13 protein-coding genes and 1 rRNA gene are annotated in these 20338 nt (G+C 62.9%); 5 read left to right on the top strand and 9 right to left on the bottom strand.

Annotated features, from left to right (window positions below; translation table 11 throughout):
* A 16S ribosomal RNA gene (locus tag ACWF6P_RS28655) occupies window positions 1–84 on the bottom strand; the annotation flags it as partial.
* A 636-nt stretch (window positions 85–720) separates the two neighbouring features.
* On the opposite strand from ACWF6P_RS28655, the gene ACWF6P_RS28660 reads away from it, so the two are divergent.
* Window positions 721–1131: a VOC family protein gene (locus tag ACWF6P_RS28660; protein WP_003945103.1), complete on the top strand. Its 411-nt coding sequence runs from the start codon at window positions 721–723 to the stop codon at window positions 1129–1131.
* Between the two features lie 71 nt (window positions 1132–1202).
* On the opposite strand, the gene ACWF6P_RS28665 is transcribed toward ACWF6P_RS28660, so the two are convergent.
* Together ACWF6P_RS28665 and ACWF6P_RS28670 are read right to left on the bottom strand one after the other, a co-directional pair.
* On the bottom strand, window positions 1203–2177 hold the full coding sequence (locus tag ACWF6P_RS28665) for a sigma-70 family RNA polymerase sigma factor (protein ID WP_452623307.1): 975 nt from the start codon (window positions 2175–2177) through the stop codon (window positions 1203–1205).
* Between the two features lie 53 nt (window positions 2178–2230).
* The gene (locus ACWF6P_RS28670) at window positions 2231–2962 is read right to left on the bottom strand and encodes a GNAT family N-acetyltransferase (RefSeq protein ID WP_452623308.1); all 732 of its coding nucleotides are present in this window, start codon (window positions 2960–2962) and stop codon (window positions 2231–2233) included.
* A gap of 111 nt (window positions 2963–3073) precedes the next feature.
* Here ACWF6P_RS28670 and ACWF6P_RS28675 point away from each other — a divergent pair, with 111 nt between their 5' ends.
* From ACWF6P_RS28675 to ACWF6P_RS28685, 3 genes are all read left to right on the top strand, one after another.
* On the top strand, window positions 3074–3952 hold the full coding sequence (locus ACWF6P_RS28675; protein ID WP_452623309.1) for a hypothetical protein: 879 nt from the start codon (window positions 3074–3076) through the stop codon (window positions 3950–3952).
* A 528-nt stretch (window positions 3953–4480) separates the two neighbouring features.
* The gene (locus tag ACWF6P_RS28680; RefSeq protein WP_452623310.1) at window positions 4481–9964 is read left to right on the top strand and encodes an ATP-binding protein; all 5484 of its coding nucleotides are present in this window, start codon (window positions 4481–4483) and stop codon (window positions 9962–9964) included.
* 327 nt (window positions 9965–10291) lie between these two features.
* Window positions 10292–11239: an aldo/keto reductase gene (locus tag ACWF6P_RS28685; protein ID WP_378449108.1), complete on the top strand. Its 948-nt coding sequence runs from the start codon at window positions 10292–10294 to the stop codon at window positions 11237–11239.
* Window position 11240: 1 nt separating this feature from the next.
* Here ACWF6P_RS28685 and ACWF6P_RS28690 read toward each other — a convergent pair whose 3' ends face one another.
* Together ACWF6P_RS28690 and ACWF6P_RS28695 are read right to left on the bottom strand one after the other, a co-directional pair.
* Window positions 11241–12011: a hypothetical protein gene (locus ACWF6P_RS28690; protein ID WP_283302988.1), complete on the bottom strand. Its 771-nt coding sequence runs from the start codon at window positions 12009–12011 to the stop codon at window positions 11241–11243.
* A 136-nt stretch (window positions 12012–12147) separates the two neighbouring features.
* The gene (locus ACWF6P_RS28695) at window positions 12148–13329 is read right to left on the bottom strand and encodes a hypothetical protein (protein ID WP_452623348.1); all 1182 of its coding nucleotides are present in this window, start codon (window positions 13327–13329) and stop codon (window positions 12148–12150) included.
* Between ACWF6P_RS28695 and ACWF6P_RS28700 the strand changes: the two genes are divergently transcribed.
* Window positions 13221–14810, top strand: a complete 1590-nt coding sequence (locus ACWF6P_RS28700; protein WP_452623311.1) for a DUF5691 domain-containing protein — start codon at window positions 13221–13223, stop codon at window positions 14808–14810. The genes ACWF6P_RS28695 and ACWF6P_RS28700 overlap by 109 nt on opposite strands.
* A gap of 58 nt (window positions 14811–14868) precedes the next feature.
* Here the strand turns inward: ACWF6P_RS28700 and ACWF6P_RS28705 are convergent, their stop codons facing one another.
* The 4 genes from ACWF6P_RS28705 to ACWF6P_RS28720 all read right to left on the bottom strand — a co-directional run bounded on the left by ACWF6P_RS28705 (window position 14869) and on the right by ACWF6P_RS28720 (window position 20338).
* A complete protein-coding gene (locus tag ACWF6P_RS28705; protein WP_452623312.1) occupies window positions 14869–15999 on the bottom strand; it encodes an acyl-CoA dehydrogenase family protein in 1131 nt (376 codons plus the stop codon).
* Window positions 16000–16007: 8 nt separating this feature from the next.
* On the bottom strand, window positions 16008–17183 hold the full coding sequence (locus tag ACWF6P_RS28710) for an acyl-CoA dehydrogenase family protein (RefSeq protein ID WP_452623313.1): 1176 nt from the start codon (window positions 17181–17183) through the stop codon (window positions 16008–16010).
* A 106-nt stretch (window positions 17184–17289) separates the two neighbouring features.
* Window positions 17290–17736 carry a hypothetical protein gene (locus tag ACWF6P_RS28715; RefSeq protein WP_007736175.1) on the bottom strand — a complete coding sequence of 149 codons (447 nt, stop codon included), beginning with the start codon at window positions 17734–17736 and terminating at the stop codon, window positions 17290–17292.
* A 67-nt stretch (window positions 17737–17803) separates the two neighbouring features.
* The gene (locus ACWF6P_RS28720) at window positions 17804–20338 is read right to left on the bottom strand and encodes an ABC transporter permease (RefSeq protein ID WP_452623314.1); all 2535 of its coding nucleotides are present in this window, start codon (window positions 20336–20338) and stop codon (window positions 17804–17806) included.

Below are 20338 nucleotides of genomic sequence, written 5' to 3' on the forward strand. Positions count from 1 at the left end.
CCCCGAAAGGCCTTACCGCTCGACTTGCATGTGTTAAGCACGCCGCCAGCGTTCGTCCTGAGCCAGGATCAAACTCTCCGTTGAAGACTCTAGATTTCACAGCCGAAACTGCTAATCAGTCATAGACAAAAAGAGTCAAATCACTAGCAAAAAACTCAACTAGCAAAAATGTGTCGGCAACCATTCAGACGGAAGAATGAACAATCACCGACGAAAAATACTCACACCCCGAACATCAGAACCGAAACCCGAAGGCCCGGAACATCATCCGACATGTGAAGTACCAAAAAATATTTGGCACTGACATTCATCGACACACTGTTGAGTTCTCAAAGAACACGCACACACCATCACCACGACCCTATGGCCGCCGCTCCGGGGCAACTTTTCCAGCCTACCCCAACCAGGTCACCGGCGCAAACCGGAACCTTCTGAAGAAAAACTGGATTGTGTTCGCCAGGCACTTCGTACAACCTCGTGTCACTCACCCTCGCAGGTGGGAGTCGGTGTCCGTGTCGCTCTGACCTGGACAAAGTTACGCGAAGATCAACACAACACCAAATCGCCAGGTCAGAGCACTACTACGGGTTAACAACCGACATTTTCTCCGAATTTTCGACTGCCGCGATGACTTTCTGTCCCCCCTGCGGTCTGTATGAACAGGAACCAACTGGAACCGAAGCGATCAGTAATCAGTCAACCGACCTCAAGGAGCACTCCATGTCTCGTCTTCTCTTCGTCAACATGCCGGTCAAGGATGTCGCTGCCACGCGGGCATTCTTCAGCGGCCTCGGCTTCGAGTTCAACGACATGTTCAGTGACGAGAACACCGTCTCGATGATCGTCAGCGATTCCGCCACGGTCATGTTCCTGAACGAACCCCGTTTCGGGGACTTCATCGCCGACGACATCTGTGACACGTCGAAAGCTCGCGAGGCACTGATGTGTGTGTCGGCCGACAGCAGGGAGGAAGTCGACACCTTCGTCGACGCGGCTATTGCTGCCGGCGGTAGCAAGTGGATGGAGCCCCAGGATCACGGCTTCATGTACGGACGCGCATTCCGCGACCTCGACAACCACGTCTGGGAGGTCATGTGGATGGACCCGGCTGCGACGGTTCCCCAGCAGTAACGGGCAGCAAGAGCAGTAACGAGTAGCTGCGCGGGTCCTCCATACCGGAGGGCTCGCGCAACTCCTTGCTCCTACAGTTCTGCGGGCAATCCGAACCGTGGGAACAGGCTCAGATCGAAGAAACACGTCACGTGCGAGATCCCTGACTCGGTGACATCGAGAACGTGCAACTGAAAAGCTCGGTGAACGCCGTCGGGCTCGCGCATGTAGAGGCCGAACGCCGGCTGTCCGTTGGCAGCGGTCGGAAGTAGACGCATCGCCCCTGGTCCGTCGGCCGGGCATTTGGTTCCGATGAGCTGCCCGATTGCCTCGGGGCCTTGGTACCAACCCTCGAACGGCGGCATCTCCCAGATGGCCTCGCGCGTGAACAGCTCAACGATGGCCTCGACGTCGTAGCTCTCGAAGCTGTGCACGTAGTCGCGAAGCAATTTCCGGGCAGCCTCGGTAGTCGGTTCCACGAGGTCGTCCTCAGTAGGCGCGATGTGATTGATCTGTGCGCGAGCCCGCTGCAGCAGGCTGTTCACCGCAGTGGTTGTGGTGTCCAGGGCCTCCGCAACTTCCGATGCCTTCCACTGCAGAACGTCACGCAAAACCAGAACCGCACGTTGGCGCGCGGACAAGTGTTGCAAAGCGGCGACAAGCGCGAGCCTCACCGAGTCGCGATTGACGACCATGACGGCCGGATCATTGACGTCGCCCAACGCAGAATCGGCGATCGGTTCCAACCAGGCAATCTCGTTGCGCTCGACCAAATCGTCGGCCGGGTCCGAACTAGGTGCGCCGAGGCCGGTCGGGAGGGGACGCCTCGATCTCCCTTCCAGCGCGGTCAGGCACGTATTCGTCGCGATGCGGTAGAGCCAGGTTCTGAGCGACGACTGGCCTTTGTAACCGTCGAATCCTCGCCAAGCCCGGATGAACGTCTCCTGGACCTGGTCTTCGGCGTCGTGGATTGATCCCATCATGCGATAGCAGTGCGCCAGCAACTCGCGGCGGTACGGATCGGCAAGAGTGAGGAAATCACTGTCCAACGCCTGATCGACTGTCATTTGTTCAGACTAGTGGCCGTGCGCCCGAAACACAGGCGTCGGCGAGAATTCGATCAGGCGGGCGCCTGCACCGCGGTCAACCGGGATTTCTTCCGCAGCACGAATCCCAGTGATTCGTAGAGTCTGATCGCATTCGTATTCGATTGCACTGCATGGAGAAACGGCAGCTCGCCGCGCTCGCGAATCCCGGCGGCGACGGCTCGGATCAGGGTCGTGCCCAGTCCTCGACCTCGAAAATCGCTGTCAGTGCACACCGCGCTGATTTCCGTCCATCCCGGAGGGTGCAGCCGCTCCCCCGCCATGGCTACAAGTCTTCCGTCGACGCGAATGCCGTAGTAGCTCCCCATCTCGACGGTGCGAGCGAGAAAAGGCCCGGGTTTGGTGCGCTCGATCAACGCGAGAATTTCGGGAACATCGCTCGTTCCGAGAAGTTCGACCGACGGATCAACAGAGACTTCGAGTGCGGAGCCGTCCATCTGCACCGAGCCGAACTGATCGACAATGCGCCACCCTACCGGCGGATGATGGTCGAATCCTCGCAAACCTACTGTGCCGCCCGGACCTACGAGTGTGCGCAGGTTCTCCCAGTCTTCGGCGTCCAACTCGGGCGGATGACCGACAAACGGCGCGACCGTCGGGTCGTATCGTGCAACCCTCCCTGCCCAGTGAGCGAAATGCGCATGTTGTCCGCGAAGACCTTGTCGCACAGGGTCGTCCAGTGGATGGATGTCGACATCCGTGTGAACTGTCTCGACAAACGACGCCAGGGTCGCCTCCGTGGTCATCGAACCTCTTCCTGCCCTAGTCTGCTTGTGATGGACGCGGACGAAACTCCCCGCCGACCTCGATGACAACGCTAGGAACACTTGCTGTCGCAGTCGCCGGATAGAATCAAGATGATTCTGACCTCGGCCCGTATTTCCGGCGTCAACCAGGGCTCGATCGCAGATCCGCACCAGGAAATTCGTCGCGACGCCTCACCAACCGGAAGGCTATTCGGCATGAGCAACTCCGACCCGATCAGATCTGCATTCGATCAGTTGCCCCTGAAAGAGATGGACGCTGCGACGCTGGTCTTCGCCATCGAGAGCGCCGTCGACGAACTGGCGATCCCGGGTGAAACCCTGCGACTCGCCATGGAGGTCGCGACCCTCGCGCACCTCGATCAGTTCAGAAAGAACGGGATAAAGTCCGACGAGGATCCCTACATCGTTCATCCCCTACGAAATGTATTGCGCCTGCTTCGGTACGGGTGCTCCGATGTCGAGATCCTGAGCGCAACCGCGCTTCACGACACGGTCGAGGACCGACCACACGCCGTCATCGCGCTCCTCGGTGGTCAGACTGCAGACGATATGTCCCCTTCCGATGCGCAAGAACGTGCGTCAACACTCATCGCCTCGCGCTTCGGCCACAGAATCTCCGAACTTGTTGAGGCAGTGACCAATCCGATCGAATACCCGCACGACAACACCACCGCCGGATACCAGGATCACGTCATCCGCGCGATCGCGGATCCCGCAGTGTTCCTCGTGAAGTTCAGCGACTTCGTCGACAACGCGGGAAGCGTGAAGTACCTGAACGAGACCGACAGACTGAGACTGGTCACGAAATACGAACCACTTGTCGAGCACTTCAAGCGGACTTCACTTGCCCTCGGCGACGCATTGCAACTCCCTTCCGGAGGACTCGATGCGATCGCAAAGCACATCGCAACCATCGAAAGCGATTTCTCGAAAACGGTCCGACAGGACATAAAAAATACTCGCCAGTAGTACCGATCAGTAATAATCGAGCAATCGGGAGAATTCTCCGAATATGCGATTTTGTTACCAGTGAGTATTCACTTTCTTGCCAATTTCATTACCATCGTGATCCCTGTCACAAGAGCGAATCCTGTTGCACTGCAATGGTTTAACACCATATATGTAACCGTGGTTCACGTTGACTAATATTCTTCAATTCGCCCAGGTGACATGAGCGTCGACATACTGCATCCTTAGATAAACCAGGGATTCCCTGGAAGCAGACACAATATGTTGCTGATTCGTGATTGGAGCGGTTCTGAGTCCACGCCTGCAGGGTGGCGCACAAGGCACACGTGGTGCATCAGCGCACACGGTGCTTCGGCGCAAGGGACTCGACGAACCGGAAGGGCAATCACCTGCCGACGCGCAACCGGGGGAAACACAGCGCATCGCGGCGTAGTTCACGAACCGGACAATCCGGGTATGTGGGACACGGTCGGCTCATATCGCAACGTACGTGACGAAGAATCTCATCAAGGGACGGTGGCAGTGACAATGTTCAAACGAATCGCAGTGGTCAATCGAGGTGAGGCCGCGGTCCGCCTGATCAGGGCTGTACGCGAACTGAACGCCGAACACGACCACGGCATTCGCGTCATTGCACTGCACACGGAGGCCGAGCGTCGGGCCATGTTCGTTCGCCAGGCCGACGAAGGTGTCACTCTCCGCAGCACCGGCACGGGCAGCCCGTACCTCGACTACGCCGAACTCGAGCGAGCACTTCTCGCAGCCAAGGCCGACGCCGTCTGGGTCGGCTGGGGCTTCGTGGCCGAGGACCCCACGTTCGCCGAGATCGTCGCGAAGCTGGGCATCACGTTCATCGGTCCGAGCGCCGACGCGATGCGCCTGCTCGGCGACAAGGTTGCCGCCAAGATCCTCGCCGAAAAGGTCGGCGTACCGGTCGCCCCGTGGAGCGGCGGGCCGGTCGAGACTCGCGCCGACGCACGCCGTCACGCGCAGGCGATCGGCTACCCGCTGATCATCAAGGCTCGCAGCGGCGGCGGCGGACGCGGCATCCGCAAGGTGTGGGCCGAGGACGAGCTCGAAGTTGCGCTCGAGCGCACCCAGGGTGAGGCCGAGCGCTCGTTCGGCGACCCCGTCGTCTTCCTCGAACGCCTTGTCACCGATGCGCGCCACGTCGAGGTACAGATCATCGCCGACAACCACGGCAACGTCTGGGCTCCGGGCGTTCGTGACTGCTCGATTCAGCGTCGCAACCAGAAGGTCATCGAAGAATCCGCTTCCCCCGTCCTCACCGAAGAACAGTCGGACCACCTCAAGGAGGTCTCGGCCGAACTCGTCAAGGCAGCCGGGTACCACGGCGCCGGCACGGTCGAATACCTCTACCAGCCCGAGAACAAGCTCTTCACCTTCCTCGAGGTCAACACGCGCCTCCAGGTCGAGCATCCGATCACCGAGGTCACGACCGGCATCGACCTCGTCAAACTGCAGATTCTCGTGGCCAGCGGTGAAGAGTTGGTCGGCGACTGCCCGCCCGCGTTCGGTCATGCCGTCGAGGCTCGCCTCAACGCCGAAGACGCCGACAACGATTTCGCTCCAGCGCCGGGCACCGTTCAGCTGCTGAAGTTCCCGCTCGGCTCGGGCATCCGCGTCGACACCGGCATCGCAGCCGGCGACGTCATTCCGCCTGACTACGACTCGATGGTCGCGAAGGTCATTGCGTGGGGCCGCAACCGCTCCGAAGCACTCGCGCGTCTACGCACCGCTCTCCGTGAAACCACCGTCGTACTCGACGGCGGCACCACCACCAAGTCGTTCCTCCTCGACCTACTCGATCGCGACGAGGTCATCTCCGCATCCGCGGATACCGGCTGGCTCGACCGCACGGGCGCCCTCACCGGCGCCACACGCCGCGCCGACGTCGCGCTGATCGCCACCGCCATCGATGCCTACGACGTCGAAGAATTCCTCGAGCGTGCGGCCTTCCTCGCCTCGGCACGTGGCGGTCGCCCCCGCGCGAATCACGCGATCGGACGTAGTGTCGAGCTCAACTACCAAGGTCAGGCATACAAACTGACCGTCGGGCGCATCGGCCCGCACCGCTACCGCGTCGACGGAGACGCAGGCGACATCGAGGTCGACGTCGATCGTCTCGGTGACTTCGAGTCACGTCTGGTGATCGGTGATCGCCGCTTCCACGTCGTTTCCGTTGTGAGCCCGGCTCGTTATCTCGTCGAGGTCGACGGCATCAGCCACCAGATCAGCCAGGACGACGCCGGAGTGGTCCGCGCGCCGGCTCCTGCCGTCGTGGTGGCCGTACCGGTCGCGGTCGGCGACGACGTCGAAGCCGGCTCCACTCTGGTCGTGCTCGAATCCATGAAGATGGAGACCGCAGTTCGCGCTCCCTACGCGGGCAAGGTGCGAGAAGTTCTCGCCACCGTCAACTCGCAGGTCGATGCCGGCGCGCCGCTCCTGCGCGTCGACCAGGTCAGTGAGGAAGCTGTCGCGGAAAAGGCTCCGCGCGTCGAATTCGACCTTCCTGCTGCGACTTCGGGTACCGACGCCCGCGACGACGCACTGGCACAGCTCGAAGCCCTGACCGCGATGCTCAGTGGCTACGACGTCAGCGGCAAGCACGCCAACGCTGTCCTGGCCGAGTACGACGCTCTTCGCAGCGCACTCGAATCCGAGGACCGCGAACTGGTGCGGGCCGAACTCGCCGTGCTGACCACGTTCGCCGACATCTGCGAACTCTCGCGCAACAAGCCCACCTCGGGTGAGTCGGCGAAGGACGAATCCGTCCACAGCCCCCGCGAGCACTTCCACACCTTCCTGCACTCGCTCGACGCCGAGCGTGAAGGTTTGCCCGCGTCGTTCCGCACGAGACTCGAACGCGCACTTCGCCACTACGACGTCACCGATCTGGAAGATCGCCAGGCAGTCGAGGAAGCGGTCTACCGACTCTTCCTGGCTCTGCAGCGGATGGAAGCCCAGATCCCGGTCATTGCAGCACTTCTCGAAGGCTGGCTGGTCGGCGACAAGGCTCCCGGTTGCTCGGCTCAGGAGCTGAACGAGGTTCTCGATCGACTCATCGTCGCGACGCAGGTCCGCTACCCCGTCATCGGCGACGTCGCCCGCAACCTTCGTTTCCGGTTCTTCGACGAGCCGCGAATCCGTAAGGTTCGCGAAGACGTCTACGACGGAGTACGCGGCAACCTCGCCTACCTCGAAGAGCAGCCGGACGCTGCTGATTTCAACGAGCGGATCGCCAACCTCGTCGCCACCCCCGAACCGCTCCTGGACCTGCTGGGTCGAAAGATCGGCCTCGGCAACCGCGACGGCGGACCACTGCTCGAGGTCATCACACGTCGCTACTACAAGATTCACTCATTCGAGGACGTCCGCGTTTTCGAGCACGTCGACCGCCGTTTCGTAACCGGTAACTTCGATCTGAAGGGCGACGGTCTGCACCTGGTCTCGACGGTGGCCGAATTCGATGCTCTCGGAACCGCTCTCGACGATGTCGCCACGATCGCGCAGGATGCTCCGTCGGGTCGCGGCCTGGTGGTCGACATCTACCTCGACTGGCCGAATCAGCCCGCTGACGGCGACACGCTCGTCGAGACGCTGCGTACCGAACTCTCGCGCAACGAGACGATCACCCGTTCACGGCGCGCCACGGTGATCATCTGCAACCCCAACGGGGATCCGGTCCGATGGGTCACCTTCCGTCCGGTCGACGGTGAACTGGTCGAGGACCACATCATTCGCGACATGCACCCGCTCACGGGTCAGCGTCTGGACATGTGGCGCCTGAAGAACTTCAACGGAAAGCGTCTCCCGGCTCCGGAGAACACCTACCTGTTCCACCTCTCCGCCAAGGAGAACCCGAAGGACGAGCGTCTGATCGCTCTGGCCGAAATCCGCGACGTGACACCGCAACTCGACGACGAAGGCCAGATGGTTGCTCTGCCGGCCATCGAGCGCACTCTTGCCGCCTGCCTCGACGGCATCCGCCGTGCGCAGTCCCAGCGCGGGGACAAGCGTCGACTCGCGGCCAACCGCGTCGTGCTCTACGTGTGGCCGGTCGCCGACGTTCCCAGCGAACGCTTCTCGGTGATCGCTCAGAACGCAGCCCGACTGACCGTCGGTGCCGGGATCGAAGAGATCACGCTCATCACCCGCCTGAAGGACCGGAAGGGTGGCGCACCCAAGGAAGTTGCGCTGCGCTTCTCCTACCGCGCGGGTGCCGGTGTGGTCATCAACAAGACCACTCCCCCCACCGAACCTCTGCTCCCCCTCGACGCCTATGCGCAGAAGGTTCAGAGTTCGCGGGCACGTGGCACGGTGTACCCGTACGAGCTGATTCCGCTCCTGACCGGTACCAAGGGCACCTTCGTCGAGCACGACTTCGACGAAGCGGGCGTCCTGTCCCCCGTCGAGCGTCCGTACGGACTCAACAAGGCCGGAATCGTCGTCGGCCTCGTGAACACTCCGACGCCGCGTTATCCCGAGGGAATGACCCGCGTAGCGCTTTTCGGTGATCCGACCAAGGCGCTCGGTACTGTCGCCGAGGCCGAGTGCTCACGCGTGGTAGCCGCCATCGACCTGGCCGAGAAGTTGAACGCTCCGGTCGAGTGGTTCGCACTGTCCTCGGGTGCCACCATCTCGATGGAGAGCGGCACCGAGAACATGGACTGGGTCTCGCGTGGTCTGCGCCGGATCATCACGTTCACCCAGAACGGCGGCGAGATCAACATCGTCGTCACGGGAATCAACGTCGGCGCTCAGCCTTACTGGAACGCCGAAGCCACCATGTTGATGCACACCAAGGGCATTCTGGTGATGACCCCGGACAGCGCAATGGTGCTGACCGGCAAGCAGTCTCTCGACTACTCCGGCGGTGTGTCGGCCGAAGACAACTTCGGTATCGGTGGTTACGACCGCGTCATGGGCCCCAACGGCCAGGCGCAGTACTGGGCCCCCGACCTCACCGCGGCGTGCGAGATCCTGTTCCGTCACTACGCACACTCGTACCTCGCTCCCGGCGAACGGTTCCCGAGGCGCGCGGCGACCACGGACCCCGTCGATCGCGACGTGCGTAGCTTCCCGCACACCCACCCGTCGAGCGACTTCGAGACGGTCGGCGACATCTTCTCCTCGGCGAAGAACCCGGATCGCAAGAAGCCCTTCGACATTCGAACCGTGATGCGTTCGGTGGTCGACCAGGACCACTCGGTACTCGAGCGTTGGGCCGACATGGCCGGCGCCGACACCTCGGTCGTTCTGGACGCGCACCTCGCCGGACATCCCGTCACGGTGGTGGGCATCGAGTCCCGCGCGATCCCGCGTAAGGGTCGTTTCCCCGCCGACGGACCCGACACCTGGACATCGGGAACGCTGTTCCCGAACTCGTCGAAGAAGACGGCCCGCGCGATCAACGCTGCGAGCGGCAACCGTCCGATCGTGGTGCTGGCCAACCTGTCCGGCTTCGACGGTTCACCGGAGTCGCTGCGCAACATCCAGCTCGAGTACGGCGCCGAAATCGGCCGCGCCATCGTCAACTTCGACGGACCGATCGTGTTCTGCGTCGTTTCCCGCTACCACGGTGGCGCGTTCGTCGTGTTCTCCGGCGCGCTCAACGACAACATGGAAGTTCTTGCTGTCGAAGGTTCGTTCGCCTCGGTACTCGGCGGCGCCCCGGCCGCCGCAGTGGTCTTCACCCGCGAGGTGAACACCCGCACCAACAACGATCCGAAGGTGCAGCAACTCGAAGCAGACTTGGCAGCAGCCAAGGACGACACGGAGAAAGCACATCTGCGCGTCGAACTGAACGCTCAGCGCATCGCCGTCCGCTCCGACAAGCTCGGCGAAGTGGCATCCGAATTCGAAGCGATCCACAACATCCAGCGGGCCCGAGAGGTCGGCTCGGTGGATGAGATCGTGCCTGCCGCAGAACTGCGTCCGCAGATCATCGCAGCAGTCGAACGCGGCATGAAGCGCGCACTCGCGCAGTAGGTTTCTCCGCACGTCGAGCGGTCCCGCGAAATGCGGGGCCGCTCGATTTGTATTCGTACCGCCGGATCGTCTCCAGACCGCACTTCGCTCAGACGCCTTCGAGGATGTCATTGTGCTGCTCTGTTGCGAGCAGATGCCCCGCGGCGCCGATCGCCCTGTCAGTAGTCCATCGAAGAATTCAGTATTCGGGGCCAACCTACGCCGACGGCGGCCATCACGATCCGATACATTTTTCGGCGAACCTGGCGAGGGCGCGCCATCGTCAGTGCCATGAGAGGGTACGGTGCGGGATGCAGCGACCACCTTCATCGACGGGAGTTCCACACAGTGGCGATCATCGGAAATTCGGACCTCGACATCTTCCGACTTAGCTTGGGCGGCAACCCTTTCGGTTGGACCGCAGACGAGAAGACGTCCTTCGAGATCCTCGACTCGTTCGCCGAAGCCGGTGCAAACTTCATCGACACCTCCGACTCGTACACGGCGTCGGCTCCCGGAAATTCCGGTGGGGAATCCGAAACGATCATCGGGAATTGGATCACCGATCGCGGACTACAGAACGACATCGTCGTCGCCACCAAGGTGGGTAGCCATCCCGATTTCAAAGGGCTGAAGGCAGACAACATCGCAGCCGCAGCAGAGGCGTCGCTGCGCCGTCTGCAGACGGACTGCATTGATCTGTACTACGCGCATTTCGACGACCCGCAGACTCCGCTCGAAGAAACGCTCGAAGCCTTCAATGCCTTGGTCGTCGCGGGCAAAGTTCGCTACCTCGGAATCTCCAACTACAGCCCCGACCGCATCCGGGAGTGGTTGCGGATCACCGAAGAGAACGGTTACGCCGCGCCGATCGCGCTGCAACCGCATTACAACCTGGTGCACCGTAAGTCGTACGAACCTGAACTCGCCGAGATCGCCACCGACAACAACATCAGCGTCTTCCCCTACTTCGCTCTCGCGTCCGGCTTCCTGACCGGAAAGTACAAGACCCGCGCAGACATCGAAGGCAGCTCCCGCGAACGACTGACCGCTGGATACTTCAGCGACGCCGGACTCGACGTCGTCGCAGAACTGGCGACAATCGCGCAGGCACACGACACCGAGATCTCGACCGTCGCGCTGGCCTGGCTGCTGACTCGACCGGGCATCACCGCACCGATCGCGAGCGTCAGCCGGCCGGAGCAGCTCCCCGCGCTACTGGACGCCCCGAACCTCGTGCTGTCGTCGAATGAACTGGACACGCTCGAACGGGTGTCGGCGGCAGTCGGCGCCTAGATCAGGCAGTTTTGAGATGGGCACCGAGAGCAGTGTTGTTGATCGTCCAGAACGACCAGCCGTCATGGCTCTCGGTGTCGCCTGAGATGTGACCGGTGACGGCATTGGCGGCGGCGGTCGGATCGGGGAACCGGCGGCCTTCCATCGGTCCGCGCATGATCTCGACCACCTCGGTGGTTTCGTCGAAGCGTCCGACCCAGCGGTATCCGTGGCAATCAGCCGTCATCTCGAGGCGATTGTCGACAACTTCGATCTCCTCGACTCCGCTGGCGCGGCGCTTCTTCGCCGCGACCGGCGAAGCCTTGCGCTTGGCTGCGACCGGTGTCTCGACGTGAATGCTCGGATCCTTGACGGCAGCGAGGCCCAGAGCGTCCCAACGATCATGGCCGTGCACGACGCGTCCGCGGGGGATCGCATGATGACCGGTGCGATTGCGTCCGGGGCTGTCCATGATCCACAGGTCGACCTCGGCACGGATGTCGTCGGCGACCTCGTTGGAGGGCAGCATGAAGAACTCGTGCGGATCTGCTGCCAGGTCCACGAACACCCAGAACTCGGAGCGCGTGTCGTCACTCTCGAGCGACTCGTCTTGACGCCTGGCCTGCCAGTCGCCTTCGAGCTTCGAACGCACTCGGACGATACGACTGGTGCCGTCTGCACCCGTCACCTCGACGGGATTACGACGCGAGTGTGTGAGCCGGACGGCCTTGCCCCCACGCTGCGTAGCTTCGGAAATGAACGCATTGATGCCGCGGCTTGCGGTGTCTTCCATGATCGACCTGTCTTGAAGCGGATACGCCCGCATCACCGGATCGGCACGGGGTCGAGCAAGGAGCGAATTCTCGGCCTGTTCTTCGATCGTGCGGCCGGTCAGTACCTCCGACCTTACAGCTCCGACGTCGGCCTGACTACGGCGCCCGACGCTCGTTCCCAGAGGTCAGCAGTGCAATGTCCCCGTAAAGAGCCGCGCGGTGAGCGAACATCAGCTCTTCCACACCGTCGAATTGATCCCCGACGTAGTGCGTGTTTGCGGCCGAAAGTTCACGTGAACCGGAGCGCGCAAGTAGGTCGTCGATCCGGCTGTCGAGGCTCGCTGCATGCGCAACCGCGCGCTGCGAACTCAACTGATCCTCGGCCCGTGCGACCAGGTCACCGATCCGCGCGAGCGCCGCGACGCGTTCGACCAACTGGTCCCAGACCGCGCCGAGCGCTTCCTTGCGCGAAGCGATCCCGGCTCGGGTCCCCTCGTCGCGTGCCAACGCAGCCGCGTCGTCCAACTCCGCGAGAATCGAACGCAGCGCTACGGTATCGACCGCGATCTGGGTGATCTCGTCGGCCAGGTCGAGTTGATGGCGTTGGATGACAAAGTGGTCGGAATGCCATGCGCTGGAGCTTTCGATCCGGTCGAACAGATTTCCGGCGAGGTAAAGCAGAGCGTCGTACTCCCCTGCACGTCCTTCGGGCTCGGAATCGACCAGTCCGTCGAGGACCTCCGCGATCCGCCTACCCGCGTCGGCGATGACACCGGTTCCCTGGACCTTCCCCAGCTGGGCGGCGAGTTTGTCGAGCGCAGCGTTTCCACCACTTGCCACGACCCCCAACCCCACCGGCAGCTTGGCTGGAACCGGGGTGCGGGTGAGCCCGGCAAAAAGTGCCTCACGTTGCTCGACATCGAGATGAAGGCCGTCGCGACGGTCCTTGCGAATGGCACGGACGCTGCTCGCGAAGTGACGATTGGAATGCACTATCGCCGAACGCATCGACTGCACGCGCTTGTCGAGCGTCTGCACCCGCCGTTCGAGGACTACCTGAACAGGACCGATGCGGGTCGCGACCAGTCTGGCTCTGGTGCGGGCCAGTTCGTCGGTGAGGTAGCGCAACTCCGAGAAGCCGCCGATCTCCGGGAACGAGCGCCCGACACTGCGCCGGTTCGCCAGGATCGATCGCGTCGACTCGTCCGCATAGCCACCGGCAATCAGCAGTGCGACGTCGTCGGACAACTCCGGTCGGTTCGACTCGACGGTCCCCGCCGCACACCACTCCCTCACCCGCGTGGAGATCAGCGTTCGCCGTTCGGTCACCGACGCCACGACAAAGACGTCGTCAGTTCCGTCTGTCATCTCACGCCTCCTGGTGGTCGCCGGTTACCACTGTTCCAGAATCTGCCGACACGCGCCCGACCCCTGCCCCTGAGCTCTACGCACCCCTGCCATACCGTAGGCGGGTGACCTCCCTGCGATTAGACGCGCACGCAGGTCACTCGCGTGCATCGAAGACTGGTCCAGCGGTTCAACCGCTGCTTCCCGACCTCGCGATCGAACAACTTCAGTCCTTGTTGCAGGTTCGCTCCTGGACTCTCGCGGAATGGTTCGCAATGGCCGACCAACGCGGATTCCTCGCGCCCGCTGCCAGCGTTCCGCTCTTCATGGAAGCCGCGATGAAGTATCCCGAGCACCGCGAAGCGCTACTACGCCTCGCCGGTCGACGTGGGCAGTATCTGGCGGAGCAGAATCCGGATTGGGCCCAGCTACGACGAATCGGATCACGCCGGGACGAGCTGTGGCTTTCGCCCGATCCGGCCGACCGTACGGCCTGGTTCGATTACATACGTACGGTCGACCCGGAACTGGCGAGCGAAGAGCTCGAGATCGCTTGGGACGACGAGGCCACGGCAAGCCGCCTGCATTTTCTCGACCATCTCGACGTCGGGCTGGGTGAACACGACTACGCCCTCCTCGAGCGCGCACTCGAGGATTCAGCCGTGCGGGTCCGTGAGCGCGCAATTCAACTCCTGCGGCAACTCCCCCGATCTCCGTTTGCCTCTCGCATGGTCACTCGCGCTCAGTCGTGGGTGCGGCTCGAGACGAAGCCGTTGCGACCCCGCCTGGCCGTCCGATTGCCGGGTTCGCTCGACGACCTCGCATTCCGAGACGGCATCGAAGACGTCCATTACAAGAACAAAGGCATCCGGCGCTGGTGGTTGCGGCAAGTCGTGACCGCCACTCCCCTGACGCTCTGGGAATCGATGGCCGGTTCACCGCGCGGCGCCCTCACCATCCCCATCGAGAAGCAGTGGCGCGACGTGATGATCGAATCATGGACTGCGGCAACCGTTCTCCAGAAGAATACGGCATGGGCGTCGGCATTTCTGGAGCGAGACGGGCGCACGACGGACCGCAGAATCGTCGCCATCGCGGACCCGCGCGAGCGCGTCGAGTACATCGTCGCCGGACACGCGGACGAGTACCTTCTGGGAGTCGACGGCAGCGCGCTACTCGACGGCATCGACCGCCCATGGCCACTGGCCGTCGCCGAAAAACTGTTGAATGCCTTGGAAAACGAAGCGTTGGAGCATGCTGCGACAGGCGAGGACTTGGGCATCCACTCGCGCCACAGTCACTTCTCCACCCTGCGAAGTGTGCAGGCGCGCTTCCCTTTCGACGCGATTCCGCTTCTGCACGACGCGGCGTCCCGAACGGGCGACCCCGGCTGGAAACAAGCGTTCACCGACAGCGCCGCCAATATCGAGCAGCGCCGTCTCCGCTTGGATGTCCTGCGTAATCACCACTGAACGGCGAAGGGGCCGCGCCCCGCGAACGGAGTGCGACCCCTACCTGAGTCGTGAAAGGTCAGACCACGCTGACCATCTCGTGATCAGCCACACCGGCAGCCAACACCCGAAGGTGGTCTTCGGTGCTACCGAGCGTGTGCTCGATGGCGACGAGTCGGCTCACGTAATGACCCACCGGGTATTCGGCGGTCATACCGATACCACCGTGCATCTGGATTGCTTCTTGACCGATGAGCCGAGCCGAACGCCCGATCTGCAACTTCACCCGCGAAGCGATCACGGGATCGACGACGCCGTCGGCAAGGGACATCGTCGCGTAGAGACTCATACTGCGCGCCAACTCGAGCGAGACGTACAGGTCGGCAGCGCGATGCGTCAGCGTCTGGAACTTCGCGAGCGGAACTCCGAATTGCTTACGCGTCTTGAGGTATTCGGTGGTCAGTCGCAGCGCCTCTTCCATCGCTCCGACAGCCTCGGCACACAGAGCAGCCTGCTCACGGATCTGCGCTGATTGGATCAGAGCGGAAGCGTCGCCGCCCTCACCGAGCGCTTCGGCCGGCGTGTCGGTGAACTCGATCTGCGCACCGCGCAGACCGTCGTGAGTGGCGTAGGACTTGCGCACCAAACCGGAGGCATCGTTCTTGACGAGGAACAGTCCGACGCCACCGCCGGGGAGCGCAGCGCTCACGACGAGGATGTCCGCCGTCGCGCCGTGCCCGACGGGATTCTTGATCCCTGTCACGACCCAACCGCCGTCGACCTGCGCCGCGGCTGTCGCACGTTCGGTTGCCGGCCAACGGATTCCGGGTTCCTGATCGGCGAACGCCAGGAACGTGACGCCCTCGGCAACACCGGGAAGGATCGACGACCGCTGCTCTGCGCTGCCACCTTCGGAGATGAGGCCGCCCGGCGTCACGACCGCGTCGAGTACCGGCTCGGGAGCCAAGCGTCGACCGATCTCGGTCATGACCGCGCCGATTTCCACCGGCCCCGCGTCCATGCCGCCGTCGTCCTCGGAGAACGTCAGGCCGAGCAAGCCGACCTCGGCCAACTGCTTCCAGACCTGCGGGCTCCACCCGGGATCGGAGTCGATGATCGCATTGCGCTTCTCGGCGTCGTAGCTGCGCGCGAGGAGATCCTTGGTGGTATCGCGGAGAAGTTTTTGCTCGTCGTTGAGTTCGAAGTCCATGCCACGCCTCACAATCCGAGGATCGAGGAGGCGATGATGCTGCGCTGCACTTCGCTCGATCCGCTGTAGATGGATACCTTGCGGTAGTTCAAGTACGTCGGGGCAGTGTGCTGCGCCCAGCTCGCGGAGGCGATGTCGCTGCCCGCGTCGTACGGCAGTGAATCGGGGCCGGCCACGTCCATCAGCAGTTCGACACTCGCCTGCTGCAATTCGGAACCGCGAAGCTTCAGCAGCGACGAGGCCGGATTCGGCTGGCCGTCAGCGGAACTGGCGACCACCCGGAGCTGAGTGAGCTCGAGTGCAAGCAATTCGTTTTCGAGTTCGGCGAGGCGGGCAGCGAAGAGCGGATCTTCGAGCAGTGTTCCGTTACCGACCTTGACCTCGCCAGCGCGAGCCTTGGCCTGCGCGAGACGAACCTTCGAGAAACCGACGCGCGTGACACCAGTGCGCTCGTTGCCGAGCAGGAACTTGGCATAACCCCAGCCCTGGTTCTCTTCACCGACCAGGTTCTCCCCCGGGACGCGGACGTCCTCGAAGAACACTTCGTTGACCTCGTAGCCGCCGTCGATCAGCTTGATCGGGCGGACCGTGACGCCAGGCGTCTTCAGGTCGACGAGGATGAACGAGATGCCCGCCTGGCGCTTGGGCGCATCGGGGTTGGTACGCACGAGGCAAAAGATCCAGTCGGCGTACTGTCCCAGCGTCGTCCACGTCTTCTGGCCGTTGATGACCCAGTCGTCTCCGTCGCGGACCGCGCGAGTCTTGAGCGAAGCGAGATCGGAGCCGGCCTCGGGTTCGGAGAATCCCTGGCACCACCAGATGTCGAGGTTCGCGGTCGCCGGAAGGAACTTCTCCTTCTGCTCCTGCGAGCCGAAGGCCGCGATGAGCGGACCGACCATGTTGGCGTTGAACGCCAACGGTTCGGGGACAGACGCGAGCTGGAGTTCGTCGAGCCAGATGTTGTGCTGGACCGGGGTCCAGTCCTTGCCGCCCCACTCGACCGGCCAGTGCGGCACCGCCAGACCGTGAGCGTTGAGGATCTGCTGCGCCTCGACCATACGGTCGCGCCCCAACTCCTCGCCGTGGGCGTACGCCTCCCTGATGTCCGCGGGGATTTGCGTACGGAAGAACGTCCGCATCTCGTCGCGGAACGCTAGTTCCTCGTCGGTCAATGCCAGGTTCATCGGAATTCCTTCGCACTCGAAACCGGATTCATGTTCGGTTCGACCGTACCCCGACGACACTGGAGGCGGAACAGGTACCGCGAAAGACGGCCCCCGAACTGCGCTCCTACACGGTTTTGAGGACCAACAGGTAACCCCCACCCGCGGCGTCGATGCTCGTTTCGACGTTCAACGCGGGAGCCAGACGCGACAACCGATCGATCAGCCAGTCGGAGGCTTCCTGGGCGTCGTCCTTGCCGGGGCAGCGAGCGACGGCGACGCGGCCACCCTTGCGCTCGAGCTGCTCCACGACCCCGATGATCGGAGCGGGATCGACGACGAACAGCCGATCCGGCCATTCCACAACAGGTTTGACCGCACCCTTTTTGGTGTTGCATGCGCGATGTGCCAGACGTTCGACGCCACCTTTGGTCTTGCCACCCTTTTTTGCGGTGTTGATGCTGTCGATGCTCGGGCCACGCGGATCGTTGACGGACATGTCGGGGTCGACCGGTTCGTCGCACAGCCAGCAGCGCCAGGATTCACGTTCGCCGACTTCTTGAAGGGTGCTCATGCGGCAACGGTACCGTGCGCACTTTCGGCTGTTACCGCTACCAAAAGTGCGCACGGGGCCGAAGGCCCTACATGTCCGCAATCGCCTCCAGCGGCTTCGTCTTGGCCGCTCTGTTGGCCGGCCACAGCGCCGCCAAGACGCCGACCACACCGGAGCCGATCAGCATTCCGACTACCTGACCCCACGGGATCGTGATCTTGTCGAGGCCCTGATCCGCGAGAGTGCTGACGAACGCCCAACCGAACGCGATGCCGAGAACAACTCCGACTGCAGCGCCGTACACCGCGATGAGCACCGATTCGAGGTAGATCGTGCGTCGCATCTGTCCTCGCTGCATGCCGACGGCTCGCAGCATTCCGATTTCTCGTCGCCGCTCGACCACCGAGAGTGCCAACGTGTTGATGATGCCGAGGATCGCGATCACGACCGCGAGTGCAAGGAGACCGTAGAGGATCGCCAACAACGTGTTGATCTGCTGCCCCTGGGTTCCCTTGAACTCCTCACGATCCTGCACCTGGACGACAACGTACTTCTCCGTCGCCGTTTCGAGTTCGGATCGCAGCGTCGTCAGATCCGCCCCCGGCTTCGCCTTCACCAGAACCACGAAGTCCGGCAGGCTCTCCGCCGGCATCAGCTTCCGGTACGCCTCGTCCGAGACGATCCACGAACCGATCAGTTGGTTGTCCTCGAACACTCCCGCGACAACGGTCTGGTACTCGACGCCGCCGGGACCGGTGAGCGTCTGAGTCGAGCCGACAGCCCACCCCTTGTCGTCCGCAGTCGACTTCGAGACGAGCATGTTGTTGCCGGTCAGATCGACCGTGCCCTCGAGGATCTTGTACTCGAGCACGCCTTCGATCGGACCGTCGAACGAAGCGCCCTGCTCGTCCTCACCGTCGACCTTCGCGCGCACTCCGTGCAAGGACGTCGCGCTCTGCACGTCGGGCACCTGCCGGACGGCGTCGGCCGCACCGCGCGGCACACCGATCGCGTTGGGACCGGTCAGGATGTAGTCGGCCGAGACACCCACGTCCACAAGAGCATTGATGCTCGCCTTGGCCGAAGATCCGAACACTCCGATGACGGTCACCAACATCAGGCCGAGAGTCAGTGCGAATGCCGTTGCGGCCGTGCGACGGGGATTGCGCACCGCGTTGGTACGAGCCAGCCGCCCGATGGCACCGAACGGCTTGGCGAACACGGCACCGAGCGCACCGACGATCGGCCGCGACAGCGCCGGAGCACCGAGAAGAACCGCGATGATCAACGAGAACGCGCCGAGTCCGACTATCAGAGCGGCGCCGCCGCCGGTACCGCGAGAGCCGAACACGAGCAGTGCCACACCGATCACGCCGAGGATCGCGCCGATCAGCGTCCGCACCCGCAGCGAGTCGCCAGTGGAGGCGAACTCCTCACGCATGGCCGCTACCGGCGGGATCTTCGACGCACGCCGAGCGGGAGCGTAAGCGCTGAGCGTCGTGACGACGACGCCCACCACCAACGCGACGATGATCGTGCGCGCGCCCACCTGAAGCGGGCCTTCCGGCAGACCGACGTCGAAGGTGTTGAGCAGACTGCGCAATCCGTAGGCGAGACCGATACCACCGAGCAGACCGATGATGCTGCCGATGAGCCCGACCACCAACGCCTCGGTGACCACCGAACGACCGACCTGCGCTCGGCTCGCACCGATCGCACGCAGCAGCGCCAGCTCACGAAGACGCTGCGCCACGATCATCGAGAAGGTGTTGTAGATGATGAACGTGCCGACGAGCAGAGCGATCGCACCGAACGCCAGCAGGAAGTAGTTGATGAAGCTCAGCGCCGAGTCGACCTCGGCCTTGGTCTCCTCGCGAACCTGGTCACCGGTCTGCACCTTGAGATCGGGGAAAACCTGCTCGACGCGTTGCTGCAGTTCCGTCTGCGAGACCCCGTTGCCCGCGACGTCGATGTACTCGACATGCCGGCCGTCGGTGAAAAGTCCACGAGCCTGTTCGTCGGTGAAGAGCGCGCCGATGAATCCACCGGTGTCACTACCGGCCCCTTCGTAGATGCCGGACAACGTCACGTCCACGATTCCGCGGGCCGGAGCCAGAACCTTGGCGGGGTCCCCCACCTTCAGACCGGCGCGCTCGGCGGCGCTGGTGTTCAGCGCGACCTGACCGGTCTGCGTCGGAGGCGCGCCCTCGACGAAGGTGTCGGGTTCGGCAATCGCCTGGCCCGGAGGTAGGTAGGACTGCCCGATACTCGGCGCGCCGCCCGTCTGAACGGCACCACCGTCTGCATTGATCAGGACGATCTGTCCGCTGACGGCCGGCGCGACCGCCCGGACGCCGTCAACCGCGGCAAGTTTGTCGACGTCCTCCACCGGAACGCCGCTGGTGTTGCGGTCTTCCATCGATACCCGAACGTCGACGCCCTGGGCAGTGTTCTCGAAGATCGAATCGAAGGTCTTCTGGAGGGTGTCGGTGAAAACGAAGGACCCCGCGACAAAAGCCGTACCGAGCACGACGGACAGAACCGTCAGCGCAAGTCGCACCTTGTGTGCCGCCAAGTTGCGCAGGGAAACCTTGCGCATCGGCGAGTTGCTTACCGAAGCCAT

Source organism: Rhodococcus sp. NPDC055024 (assembly GCF_053608585.1).

Excerpts from the sequence above, each read along its gene's own strand:
- ACWF6P_RS28665 (WP_452623307.1), bottom strand. The coding sequence starts at position 2,177 with ATGACAGTCGATCAGGCGTTGGACAGTGATTTCCTCACTCTTGCCGAT.
- ACWF6P_RS28690 (WP_283302988.1), bottom strand. The coding sequence starts at position 12,011 with ATGGAAGACACCGCAAGCCGCGGCATCAATGCGTTCATTTCCGAAGCT.
- ACWF6P_RS28675 (WP_452623309.1), top strand. The coding sequence starts at position 3,074 with ATGATTCTGACCTCGGCCCGTATTTCCGGCGTCAACCAGGGCTCGATC.
- ACWF6P_RS28715 (WP_007736175.1), bottom strand. The coding sequence starts at position 17,736 with ATGAGCACCCTTCAAGAAGTCGGCGAACGTGAATCCTGGCGCTGCTGG.
- ACWF6P_RS28660 (WP_003945103.1), top strand. The coding sequence starts at position 721 with ATGTCTCGTCTTCTCTTCGTCAACATGCCGGTCAAGGATGTCGCTGCC.
- ACWF6P_RS28720 (WP_452623314.1), bottom strand. The coding sequence starts at position 20,338 with ATGGCTTCGGTAAGCAACTCGCCGATGCGCAAGGTTTCCCTGCGCAAC.
- ACWF6P_RS28680 (WP_452623310.1), top strand. The coding sequence starts at position 4,481 with ATGTTCAAACGAATCGCAGTGGTCAATCGAGGTGAGGCCGCGGTCCGC.
- ACWF6P_RS28710 (WP_452623313.1), bottom strand. The coding sequence starts at position 17,183 with ATGAACCTGGCATTGACCGACGAGGAACTAGCGTTCCGCGACGAGATG.
- ACWF6P_RS28705 (WP_452623312.1), bottom strand. The coding sequence starts at position 15,999 with ATGGACTTCGAACTCAACGACGAGCAAAAACTTCTCCGCGATACCACC.
- ACWF6P_RS28670 (WP_452623308.1), bottom strand. The coding sequence starts at position 2,962 with ATGACCACGGAGGCGACCCTGGCGTCGTTTGTCGAGACAGTTCACACG.